6 protein-coding genes are annotated in these 10,167 nt (G+C 32.0%); 4 read left to right on the forward strand and 2 right to left on the reverse strand.

All coding sequences use genetic code 11. The features are described from left to right. Positions 1-1,420, reverse strand: a 1,420-nt coding sequence (locus TD29_RS16135; RefSeq protein ID WP_040282262.1) for a hypothetical protein, incomplete at its 3' end; no start/stop codon positions are given. A gap of 48 nt (positions 1,421-1,468) precedes the next feature. Then, complete coding sequence (locus TD29_RS16140) at positions 1,469-3,787, reverse strand: muramidase family protein (RefSeq protein WP_040282264.1); 2,319 nt, start codon at positions 3,785-3,787, stop codon at positions 1,469-1,471. Positions 3,788-3,965: 178 nt separating this feature from the next. On the opposite strand from TD29_RS16140, the gene TD29_RS16145 reads away from it, so the two are divergent. The 4 genes from TD29_RS16145 to TD29_RS16160 form a co-directional block, all read left to right on the forward strand. Next, positions 3,966-4,973, forward strand: coding sequence for an FAD:protein FMN transferase (locus tag TD29_RS16145; protein WP_040282266.1), 1,008 nt, complete (start codon positions 3,966-3,968; stop codon positions 4,971-4,973). A gap of 101 nt (positions 4,974-5,074) precedes the next feature. Next, a complete protein-coding gene (locus TD29_RS16150; protein WP_161792626.1) occupies positions 5,075-6,934 on the forward strand; it encodes a tetratricopeptide repeat-containing sensor histidine kinase in 1,860 nt (619 codons plus the stop codon). Between the two features lies 1 nt (position 6,935). Beyond that, entirely contained in the window at positions 6,936-7,685 is a 750-nt protein-coding gene (locus TD29_RS16155) for a LytR/AlgR family response regulator transcription factor (RefSeq protein ID WP_040282270.1), read from the forward strand. A 152-nt stretch (positions 7,686-7,837) separates the two neighbouring features. After that, a partial coding sequence (locus TD29_RS16160; protein ID WP_206539804.1) for a choice-of-anchor Q domain-containing protein occupies positions 7,838-10,167 on the forward strand: 2,330 nt, incomplete at its 3' end.

The raw sequence follows: 10,167 nt of genomic DNA on the forward strand, positions 1-10,167 counted from the left end.
CAAAAATTCCAGAGCCACTGGCGAGCGCAGGCGACCATGTTCCACCAGTTTCAGGAGCACCACCAAGCACAGTAAATAAATCAATTGGGTCATTATTAGTACATAAATCGAGAGTAGCATCGGTTCCAGGGTTTGGAGGAATAGCAGTGGTTACTGTAACAGTTGAAGAATCAACTTGACAAGGCACATTTCCGACGGTATAAGTATAAGTTCCGGGAGCGTCTGTGGCAGGATCAAAAATTCCAGTTCCACTTGCAAGCACAGGAGACCATGTTCCACCAGTATCTGGAGAGTTTCCAAGTAAAGTGAATAAGTCAATTGGAGCATCATTTGTACATAAATCTAAAGTACTATCAGTCCCAGCATTTGAGGGTGGAATGATTGTAATTGTAACTGTTGATGTATTACTACCACAAATTGATGCTGTACCTACTTGATATGTAAATATGTATGGTCCACCAGCAATTGTTAACGATGTAATATCTAATGTGCCAATACTTCCATTAGTTGTAGAAAATGGTCCACTCCATGAACCATCGGTATCAGGATTTCCTGATAAACTATCAATTAAATCTACAGACATGATAGTATTGATATCTGTTTCACAGATGTCTAAAACGCCATTTGTGCCTGCATTTGCGGGTGGGCTTATTATTACTGTTACTTCTAATCTGTTTTCACTTTCACAAGGAGGATCTACAGATGTAGCAAAATAGTTTTCACCATCTATCAAAGGTTCAGTTTCTTCTAATGGGATAACCGAACCTGAATTAGCATACCAATTATTAAAGCCTATAGCCACCAAATCTGCAACAGTTGGTGTGTCATCAGAACAAAATTCTTGAATAGAATCTCCAGTTGGTACAGGGACCAGACCAACATTTACTAATACTGATAATCGAGATGTTCTACAGTTTGTGTCAGGGTTTTCTTGATCTGCATAGTATATAGTATTATCATTTAAAATTGTTGTAGGAGATAAAGCTGTTCCACCTGCAGGAACATCGTACCATTGTACATTGTTTCCAACGGCATTTAGGTCTGATATTAAAGCATCATTGACGTCATCAACACATACACCTTGAAAATTTAAACCTGTAGGTGCGCCATAAATAAATACATCTACGCGTTCTCTAGTTCCGCATGTGCCAGAAGCATCATCGGCATAATAATCTTCTCCAGATACTAATCCTTCAGTGTTTGAAATTGGTGTTGTAGAATTTTCTGTGTCATACCAAAGTATACCATTCCCATTATCTATAGCTACTAAGTCTGATACAATTGGATCATCTATATCACAAAAACTCTGTGATGCATTTGAAATAGAAGGGCACTGTGCATTGATGTGTAATGTACCTAAGATAAAAAGAAATAAAATTATAAGCGGTTTAAGGCTAATAGTGATAGGTTGTTTTATCATGAAAAACTTGTTATAAAAGGTTAAATCTACTGATTAATAACCAATATCTCAATTTTTAAATTCTCTTATGATGATCTCATGATTATCAAAAAATCCAGAATCATTTTTTTTGTAATCAAATTTAAGCGTTAAATATTCCGTTTTATAAAGATTTGTGGTCTTTTCAAAACTTACGTCTTGAGATAATCTTAATACCACATCATACGCAATATCAAACCCTTGGAGAACTTGGTTAGATGGTTCTATATCATGATTAAGTTTGTAATTGATGAAATATTTTAGTGTATTTGGACTGTTAGATAGTTGAATTAAATCTGGATAAATTAATTTTAAAATGCTAAATCTTTTTGATGAAATATTTTGTTGGTTTGGAAGTAAAGATGATTCCAACACAGCAATTTGAATTTTATAATTTGATGATTGCGCTAATAGCATTGTCGTAGAACTTAAGAAAACACCGTTTTTTTCGCTATCAATAATAATGAAATTGGTTTTGTTTTTATCTAGGCTAGAGATAATATCACGCTCTGAGTATTCATTGTCAGGATTGGTAATAAATACTTTAGTATTGGGTGAGAATTCTTTGATTAAAGCTCTACTCATAGTACGATTACTATCGCTAATAGCAACGATGTTACCATTTTGCTGATTTATATACTGAAGTGTTTTTAATATTTGAGTTTTAACACTAGGTATGGCTTGATACACAGTTTCAATTTGATAAGCATCCGATTTTGAATTTGCAAGTATAATAGGAATTTCCTTATTCAATGTTGATGATAAAGCTGTTTGAGTCTCTTTACTGAGATTAGAAGTGATTATCGCATCAAAAGAATTTACATCAATATCTTCTAGCGTATTCGAAATTTTGATTACGCTAACTTCGGTAGTAATACCCAATTGTTCTAAACTATCTATAGCGGTTTTTGCACCATTATAAAACTGAATGTTGTCTCTTAAATTTGTGTTTGTGATCGCGTTATAATTACTACTATTTTTAGTGTAATATTTATATTCTACATCACTAAAAGGCATTAGCATTAGAACTTTTTTGTTGATTTTAGAAGTTATATTTAAACTTAAATCTGTATAAGCATTACTAGTTAGTGCGTTGTCAATATTAGATGTTTCATTTGATGGAACAGTATCTAAACTTGTTATTGGCATTTTTATGACCATCCCAATAGTTACAGATTTTGATAACTCAGGGTTTAATTTAAGAAACTCAGGTATAGTCATTCCCGCTTTTTTAGAGAGACCGTAGAGTGTTTCTTTAGGCTCTATGATATAAGGTTTAAAAGCTAATTGCTCATTAACATTAGTGTCTATAATTGGTGGTACTTTGGTAATAGAATCTGTTTTTTGAACGTTTTCTGCCAGTTGAGTTGAGTCATTAAAAACAGTGTTCTCTGGGTCATTTGTGTTAGACTCTACATCTTCTTTTATAATAACCGTTTCAGTTTGTGTTGAATCCTGAATAGTTGTTTCTTCTTCTTCTTCTTCTTCTTCTTCTTCTTCTTCTGAAGGTTTATTAGTTTCCGTTTGTGTTATGGTATTTGTGTTTTCCGAAGAAGTTTTTATCACAGTTCCGTAACGTAGCATGTCTATAATTTGCGGGTTTAAACGTTCCAATTCTGCAATTGTAATATCAAACCGTTTTGAAAGCTCATATTTAGTGTCTCCTTTTTTTACTAAATATTCAGCAGTATTTGATATTATCGAAACTGTATTTTGATCATCATTATTCGGTATTTTTATTTGTGATCCAATAACCATTTGTTCTGGGATTACTGAAGTGTTAATAGACATAAGTAAGTTTAAATCAACTGCGTATTGTCTCGAAATACCATAAAAAGTATCTCCTTTAACCACCTCATGGAATGTATTTGATGATGACGTGTTTTGAGTTTTAGTCGTGCTCTGAGATTGTGATTGGACGACGTAATTAGAATTATTTATGTTAAGAACATGACCAGCTTGTAGTATGGGCTTAGTGTGCGGATTTTGTTCTTCTAGTGACCTAATGGTAATCCCGAATTTTTTTGACAGCCCAAATTTAGTGTCTCCTTTTTTAACTTTATAAACAAACGAACCATCAGTTGGCGTAAAATTTTGTTGCGTATTATTTTGACTGGTTACTGTTTTATCTTCGGAAACAGGAATTTTTAAAACCTCTCCTACATAAATTAAATTAGAGGCATTAGGGTTTAATTCAAAAATATCATTAACAGATACGTTGTATATTCGCGAGAGCTGATAAACCGTTTCTCCTTTCTTAACAGTATGATTCTCAGTGGTTTTTTGAGCATTTCCGTAGAAAAAACATAACGAAAATAATGTCAAAAATATATAGAAAACTCTAGGCATTCTGTTAAGGGTGTAACTCAAGATTAATAGTTTGTTATCAAAAAATAAAATTAATGATTTTTTTTGCTTAAAAACGCTAAGAACGAGCGGTTATGAGCATGTTATTAACAATCGTTAGTTAATAATAAGTGATTAGATTAGATTATTTTTGCCATAACCTCTAATTTAGAAACGACATATGTATAGATTTTTTTATTTTTTCTTAATTGTTTTGTGTTTTACATCATGTAAAAATCAAACAAAACCAAACACTCAAGACGTTAAAAACACCCAATTGTCTGGACCTGTTTTTGGGACAACATATTCTATTATTTATGCTTCTGAAATGGACTATACCAAACAATTTGATAGTCTATTTACAGTCGTTAATAAAGCGTTGTCAACCTATATTCCTAATTCAGATATTTCAAAATTAAATAGAAATGAAGATGTTATTTTAGATCATCATTTTAATTCGGTATTTAGAACCTCAAGAATAATATTTGCTGCCACGCAAGGTGCTTTCGATCCTACCATTGGAAATGTTGTTAATGCTTGGAGTTTTGGAGCCGATAAAAATAAGTTTTTAACAGATAGTGTTACAATAAACAACTTAATGTTAGATGTCGGATTTCAGAAAGTACAAATCGCTCCTTTTAGAAATGGATTCAAAATTAATAAACCAAAAGAGACTTATTTAGAATTTAATGCCATAGCGAAAGGCTATGGAGTTGATGTTATCGCTGATTTTCTAGACGCTAAGAACGTGGATAATTATCTAGTTGAAATAGGAGGTGAGATTAGAGCTCGTGGTAAAAATATTGAAAAAGAGTCGCCTTGGCGAGTTGGACTAGATGAGCCTCGTTTTGATGGAGAGCAATCTGTTTATAAAGCAATAAGTTTAAAAGATGAAGCTATGGCAACCTCAGGAACCTATAGAAAGTTTAAGGTTGATGATCAAGGAAATAGATATGCTCATATTATAAACACAAAAACAGGCTATCCATCAAAAACTAATATTCTGAGCGTATCTGTTATTGCTAATAATTGTATGACTGCAGATGGCTATGCTACAGCGTTTCAAGCCATGGGAATTGATAGGCTCACAAGGTTTCTCGAAAAACATCCTGAATTAAAAGTGTTTATTGTTTTTGAAAATAATAATGGAGAATTTGATTCAAAGAGTTTTAATCAATTTCCTGAATAGTAGGAATTTTCTATCTTAGAAGCTCAAAAGTCAATTTGAGAAGTTGATTATAATTTTATAGAATCAATTTACTCATTTTAGCTCTAACTATGCCTTTGTCTATGAGATTTCAACTGTTTTTTATTCTGTTCTTGCTATTGCATATTGGTCAAGCACAAGAGCAAGAATTTGATAGCATAAAAAAGTTAGTTGAAGTCTATAAAGTAAGAGATACCACAAGAGTTAATCTTTTAAATACCCTAACAAAGTATTATACCACAAGAGATATTTCAAAAAACGTAAATGTTCTTAATGAAGCTATTTCTATTAGCGAAGAAATTGGTTATAAACAAGGATTGTCAGACTCTTATACAAACCTCACATCGCTTCATATACAATCTGGAAACTATGATAAAGCACTAGACCTCGCTTTGCGGTCAAAAAAAATGCAAGATAGCTTAAAGGATATTGCTGGATTGATTTATACAAATAGTAGTATAGCTAGAATATACAATCATTTGGAAAAATCAGATTTGGCTATTGATATTCAGCTAGAAAATTTAGAATTATTAAAACAAAACCCTAATAAAAATATAGAAGCTCAGGTGCATTTTTATCTCGCAACTGCTTATGAAGAATCTGAAAATTATGATGCAGCCGAAAGTCACTATAAAGCAGCAAAAAACATTGCTGAAACTGTCAATTTTGAAACAGGGATTGCAATCGCAAATTCGTCTTTAGGAATTGTAGACAATAAAAGAAAGAAATATAAATCGGCAATTAAATATTTGAATCAGTCTTTGGTTTATTTTAAAGAAAATAATCAAGAAGCTAATATTGCACATACTAATATCGAATTAGCTGTAGCATATGCTAATACAGGTAGAATTGAAGAGGCTATAATAGCCAATAATGAGACCATAGAGATTTACAAACTACAGCATAATTTTAAAGGCTTAAGTAGAGCATATCTTGAGCAAAGTGATTATTATAAACGAAAAAAGGACCACTTTAAGGCTAATACATATTTAGAACAGCATTATCAAATTAAAGACAGCATCTTCTCTAAAGAAAAGGTGTCTATAATGGAAGAAATGCAAACTAAATATGAAACTGAAAAAGTTAAAAAAGAAAATGAACTTGCCGTACAAGAAATTGCGATTACAAAGTTAGAAAGTCAAAAAAACAGAAATTTATTTTTAGGAGCTTTAGTTATTGCAGGACTTATGTTATTATCTGCACTCTTTTATTTTAGTAGGATAAAAGCAAAAAAGAAAGCAGAGTTAATTGCTATAGAACTTAAAGAAACTCAAAAGCGATTAGCTATAGAGAAACAATATAAAGATTCTGAGTTAAAAGCTTTAAAGGCACAAATGAATCCGCATTTTATATTTAATGCTTTAAACTCAATTCAGGATTATATTGTATTAAATCAAAAAAATCTAGCAAGCGATTATTTAGGCAAGTTTGCCGATTTAATTCGAAATTACCTTCATTTTAGTGATACAGGTTTTATTTCTGTGCCAGAAGAGGTATACAATCTTAAACTGTATTTAGAGTTAGAAAAATTGCGATTTGAAGATAAGCTAGATTATACATTTACTATTGATTCTAAAGCTAATTCTGAATTTATTAAGATACCAACTATGTTAGTTCAACCTTATGTAGAAAATGCTTTAAAACATGGGTTGTTACACAAAAAAGACAACAGAAGGCTAAAGGTTTCAATGTTTAAAATTTCGGATAAAATAATAGAATGCACAATTGAAGATAATGGTGTAGGTAGAGAACGATCTAAAGAAATTAATAAGAAAAGAGCTTTGCAACACAAATCGTTTGCATTGAAGGCAACTACAGAACGCTTAGATTTATTGAACTTTGGTAATGATCAAAAAATAGGTGTACAAATTATTGATTTACGAGACAATGAAGGATCAAATGGTACGAAAGTGATTTTGAAAATTCCAATTTTAAAAAAGTAAAATGAAAGCATTAATTATAGACGACGAAAAAAAAGCAAGACAGGTTTTACGAATTTTGATAGAAGAAAATTGTCCGAAAATTTGTGAGATTTATGAAGCAGATAATTTACTTTCTGGTGTGGAATTAATAAAACAAGAGCAGCCAAGTATTGTGTTTTTAGATATTGAAATGCCAGAGCATTCTGGATTAGAGATTTTAAATTTTATAGAAAAGGAAGTTCATAATTTCGAGATTATTTTTACTACAGCTTATAGTGAGTATGCTATACAAGCTTTTCAACTTTCTGCTATAGATTATTTGTTGAAGCCTGTGAGGCCAAGTCAGGTAAAAGAAGCTGTTGATAAAGCGCTTGCTTTTATAGGAAACTCTCAAATCAACAAGCGTCTTACAGAACTTAAAATGAGTTTGCAAGATTCTAATTTTAAAAAAATTGGCTTACCAAATGGAGATGGGATTAAGTTTGTTAGTTTTGAAGATATTATTGCTTTAGAAGCAGATGGTATGTATACTAATGTGTCTACTATTAATGATGGTACAATTTTAGTAAGTAAGCCGTTAAAATTCTTTGTAGAAAGTCTCCAAAAAATCACATCTTTTTATCGTCCGCATCGCTCACATCTTATAAATCTTAAATATATTAAAGAGTATATTAAAAAAGATGGTGGCTATATTATTATGGAAAACGATAACACAGTGTCTATCTCTAATGATAAAAAAGAAGAGTTTTTAACCATCGTACAAAATATCTAATGTTACTTTAAAAGCTCAAAACCGTATTTCAGCAGTTTGCCACTAATTTAAGTCTTGATTAGTGGCAAATTTGGTTTTTTAATAACCAAAAAACCAAATTTATTATGCAAAAAATTACATTTTTTCACAGACACATATTTAATAAATGTCTTGTGAGTAAAACAAGATTACTTTTAATCCTACTATTTATAGGTAGTTACACTTTTGGGCAAACATGGAATCAAGTTGGTGCAGCTCAATTTACTAATGATGGTGCAGATGTCGCATTAGCATTAAGCTCTTCAAATGTGCCTTATGTTGCCTATTCTGACACAACCGTAGATGGTAAGGTACATGTAGAAATGTTTGATGGTACCAACTGGGTAGAAGTTGGAACTAATGTGTCTCCAGCTATTGTTCCTGTGAAATTAGCCATTGCTATTAATCCAATAACTGGTTATCCTTGGGTATCTTATAAAGATACAAGTACCAATAGACAAGTGGTGAAAAAATACGATGGTACAAACTGGGTGCTTGATACAGCCGATGTATTTGGTTATGAACCTTTAAGTAAAGTGCAATTAAAATTTGATGCCAATGGTGATGCAACCATTGCTGCAACCTTTACACATTCATTGCAATACAGAGAAACGCTTCGTGTAAAGAGAAAAAATAATGGTGAAACGAGTTGGGCTAATGATTTCTCAATTGTTGTAACGAGTAGAAGTTTTGATTTAGTAACTGCAAATAAAATTGCGGCAGGAGAAACAGGTGTTGTAAGTTCTAGCGAGAAAAGATATATCTATGAATATATTTCTAATGCATGGACCAGTACTTATAATACAGCTGGTGCTGCAACTGTTTTTAATGATGGTGTTATGGCTAGTGATGATAACAAAATTATTTATAACGCACATAATGGTGGTAATCCATTATTAACTGGTGAAAATGGGATGTCTACACCACCAAATAATCAAAACACCAAAGAACGTGTTCATCAATTAATTTATAATCCGTTTAGTTATAATCATTATGCATTTTATATACAATCAAATTATGCATTACGTGTTGTAGAAAACAACTTTTATACAAATACTTGGTCAGATATTAGCCCTGGATTAACAATGCAAACAAACTCCTCTGCTAAAATAGAATTAAGCCAAGATGGAACCACATTATTCATTGCTTATATGGATGCAAATAAAGTTTCAGTAAAGAGCTATGACATTAACTTACCATTAGCAACAATATATGTAGACGCAAATGCAACGGGAACAAACGATGGTAGTTCTTGGGCTAATGCCTTAACAGATATTCAAACTGCAATTGATATCACAACACCTGGTTTATCTGAAATTTGGGTGGCTCAAGGGATTTATACCACTGGATCTAGTAGAGCAGATACTTTTTTAATTACTGAACTTGTAAAACTATATGGTGGTTTTAATGGTACAGAAACCGATATTACACAAAGAGACCCAAAAACAAATGTTACAGTTTTATCTGGAGATTTAAATGGCGACGATAGTGCAATACTTACAAACGTTGAAGCAACAAGGCAAGACAATGCTTATCATGTGGTAACTTTAAAAGGAAATTTTAATTCAGGAACCATTATAGATGGTTTTACTATAAGTGGAGCCAATGCTAATGGAGCATTAAGTAATAGTTGTTCAACACCAGCCACACAACAGTATGCGCATGATAGAGGAGGAGCTGTGTATGCAAATCCAGATAATGCCAACCGTTCAGTGAGCGCATTATTTAATAATTGTATCATAGAAAAAAATACCTCCTCTAAAATAGCTGTGTTTTCTACATTTAGTCCATGTGGAGCAAGTGGTACGTTTTCAGATGTGGACTTTGAAAACTGTATTATAAGAGATAACTATTCAGTAGGAAATCAAAACTTAGATTATGGTGCATCAGGAACGTATAGTAATTCTAGATATGGTAGTTTAATTAACTGTGCAATCTATAATAATGAAAGTGTAAATGCTGCATCGGTAGTTAGGTTGTCTGCCTCAGGTGGCAATGGATCTGTATGTAGAGTTAATATTATTAATACAACAATTACTAAAAATAGTTCTGGTATTAATAAGGCTATGTCTTTAAATAATGTATCATATTGTAAAATTCAAAATAGTATTATTTATGATAATGACGGATTTCAACCCATAGAGCAATCAGGAAACGCACCAACTTCAAATAATAATATTGTACAAGGTGCTCAATTGAGTGGGAACCCAAGTGACCCGCTATTTACTAATTCAACGGCTAATGATTTTACGTTGCAATCCATCTCTCCAGCAGTAGATGCAGGGAATGTGAGTTACATGCCAAGTCATATCACAACAGATGTATTGGGTCATGCAAGAGTGTATAATACAGACATAGATATGGGAGCTTATGAGTACAACCCAACTTTAGGAGTAAGCAATGTTACAGGTATTGATAATCAAATTAAATTATATCCAAATCCTGCAATTTCAATTTTAAATAT

Origin of the sequence: Psychroserpens damuponensis, assembly GCF_000826655.1 — a bacterium.
Classification (GTDB): domain Bacteria; phylum Bacteroidota; class Bacteroidia; order Flavobacteriales; family Flavobacteriaceae; genus Psychroserpens; species Psychroserpens damuponensis.